We start from the raw sequence: 1,709 nt of genomic DNA, 5'->3' as shown, positions 1-1,709 counted from the left end.
AGGGTTGGCTGAATAAATGTGAAATGTAGGTAAGGTAAGGGTTTTGTGGCTTTTCTCGCCAAACAGGTGCAAGATTTTGAGAGAATCGTGCTTCCAAACCTTGCGTTTTCATCGGCCCGCGTCCTGTAGGGGCGAAGCATTTGGGCATAACCTATCGGTGAAACCGGAGATTTTCTATCCGAATGCTTCGCCCGTACTTTTTGCCGCAAACCCTATTTAGTATTACAATCGATCGGATTTCGCGGATCTGAGTTTTTGTCCCTTTTGAGTTTCTCGATTTCTCGTCGATTGGCTTCCCGGTCCTCAGCCACCCATAATTTTTTATCTTTATCCCACTTGGATTCCGTGTATATTGCTTTTTCCCAAAAGCAGGCCGATTTAATTTGTTTTGGATCAACCTCGGCTCCCCAGAGGATGGCTCCGTAGAGGTTGGCTCCGTTGAGGATGGCTCCGTTGAGGTAGGCTCCGTTGAGGTCGGCTCCGTTGAGGTAGGCTCGGTTGAGGTCGGCTCGGTTGAGTTTGGCTCCGTTGAGGTTGGCTCCGTTGAGGTAGGCTCCGTTGAGGTTGGCTCCGTTGAGGTAGGCTACCCAGAGTTTGGCTCCGTTGAGGTTGGCTCCGTCGAGGTTGGCTCGGTTGAGGTTGGCTCGGTTGAGGTTGGCTCCCCTCAAATTTGTCCGACTTAAATCAAGAATTTTAATTTTATTAGGGTCAGTTGTTTCAGCCAAATTATCCCCAGCTTGGACATTCTCAACTTTACGCCGGCCGATTACCGTTAAAGCGGCCTGAACTGGAATACTCACGGAAGGAAGCTTTTCTAGGGCTTTCTCTCTTGCCGCCGGCTCCAGTTGTTGAATATTCGAGGGAATGGGGGAATTTTTACGAATGTAGGAAGTCAGCACTTCCATAATTGTCCATTGATCCTCGCGAGAATCTTTGGCAATTCGCTCTAGGGAATAAATGCCGCCAATTACCACCTCCTCTTTACCACTACCGATTTGCTCGACGGCTTTCGAGAAGCGCTCGGTAATCAGACGTTGCTGAGTCAGTTGCATTTCCGCTTGAGAATTGAAATAATTGACAATAAGCCCAATTCCTGCCAAAAGGGTAGCAATTAATCCCAGGGCAGAAATAATCGTTTTGACCACATCAATGGCAAAGGTGCGGCTGTCTTTGTCTTCACGGGCAAAAAGCCCCGGTATTTGCTGAAATAGCCAGAAGGGAAAGATTAGCAGTTTCCAAGCAACTCTGACAAGAGACTGGAGCGATAGCAACAATCTTTTAATTAGCCTTTTTCCCCCGCGATAGGGCATTTTTAGATTCCAAGCAAGAATCGCTCTGGGATGTTGGCTCAAATATTCTTTCGCTTGCTGCCAGTCATCTATCTCATTGCCTTCTTTACCCGATGCCAGCCGTTTTTGATAAAACTCGTGAGCCTTGATCTGGTGCAATTCTAAAGGAATTCGTGGTGATTTTTTCGGAACCATGCAGCGTTTTCCCCGCCAATAGATGGATTTTGCCAAGGGACTGAGGGACTGACAAAACTGTTTTCGAGACCGGTTGAAAAGAAGTAAGTAGGTAGGCGTTAAAAGTTGTCAGATGCCCCCCTTATTAAGGGGGGATTAAAGGGGGGACTAAGGGGGGATCGGCACCCCCCTTATCAAGGGGGGCAGGGGGGATCGAACCTAAAATCCATTTTTAATTTAATTATA

1 protein-coding gene is annotated in these 1,709 nt (G+C 47.6%); it reads right to left on the bottom strand.

Annotation, left to right across the window (positions count from 1 at the left end; genetic code table 11):
* Positions 1-212 precede the first annotated feature (212 nt).
* Positions 213-1,484: a pentapeptide repeat-containing protein gene (locus O9290_RS03895; RefSeq protein WP_288086730.1), complete on the bottom strand. Its 1,272-nt coding sequence runs from the start codon at positions 1,482-1,484 to the stop codon at positions 213-215.
* Between the last annotated feature and the right edge of the window lie 225 nt (positions 1,485-1,709).

Source organism: Microcystis sp. LE19-41.2A, assembly GCF_027530405.1.
In the GTDB taxonomy this organism is placed as follows: Bacteria; Cyanobacteriota; Cyanobacteriia; order Cyanobacteriales; family Microcystaceae; genus Microcystis; species Microcystis aeruginosa.
Note: the sequence above shows the minus strand (reverse complement) of the source record. Positions and strands in the feature narration are given on the sequence as shown.

Bases quoted from the DNA above. Each gene is read 5' to 3' on its own strand.
- O9290_RS03895 (WP_288086730.1), bottom strand. From the start codon at position 1,484: ATGGTTCCGAAAAAATCACCACGAATTCCTTTAGAATTGCACCAGATC.